At 56.7% G+C, this 577-nt stretch carries 1 protein-coding gene; it reads right to left on the bottom strand.

Annotation, left to right across the window (positions count from 1 at the left end):
- Window positions 1-33: 33 nt before the first annotated feature.
- A complete protein-coding gene (gene merR / locus D7V20_RS19460) occupies window positions 34-489 on the bottom strand; it encodes an Hg(II)-responsive transcriptional regulator (protein WP_001166626.1) in 456 nt (151 codons plus the stop codon).
- Window positions 490-577 lie beyond the last annotated feature (88 nt).

The following is a 577-nucleotide window of genomic DNA, read 5'->3' as shown; positions in this document are numbered from 1 at the left end:
GGGGTCGTCTCAGAATTCGGAAAATAAAGCACGCTAAGGCGTAGTCACCCCGTGACTCCCCCGCGCCGATGCAGCGAGCTTCGTTCCGTCTTGCAGTGACGCAATCAGCGGGCAGGAAACGTTCCCTTTCCGCGCATGGCAGGCGCACATCAGTTCAGACAGCACGGCCTCCATGCGTGCCAAGTCGGCCATCTTCTCGCGCACATCCTTGAGCTTGTGCTCGGCCAGACCGCTGGCTTCCTCGCAATGGGTGCCATCCTCCAGCCGCAGTAGCTCGGCGATTTCGTCCAGGCTAAAGCCCAGCCGCTGGGCCGATTTCACGAACCGCACTCGTGTTACATCCGCCTCGCCATAGCGGCGAATGCTGCCATAGGGCTTGTCTGGCTCCGGCAGCAGGCCCTTGCGCTGGTAGAACCGGATGGTCTCCACATTGACCCCGGCCGCCTTGGCAAAAACGCCAATGGTCAGATTCTCAAAATTAATTTGCATATCGCTTGACTCCGTACATAACTACGGAAGTAAGCTTAAGCTATCCAAACCAAATTTGAAAGGACAAGCGTATGTCTGAACCACAAAA

It is taken from the genome of Acinetobacter rongchengensis (assembly GCF_003611475.1).
Lineage (GTDB): Bacteria > Pseudomonadota > Gammaproteobacteria > Pseudomonadales > Moraxellaceae > Acinetobacter > Acinetobacter rongchengensis.
The sequence above is the reverse complement of the archived record's forward strand: the minus strand, read 5'-3'. Positions and strand labels throughout refer to the sequence as shown.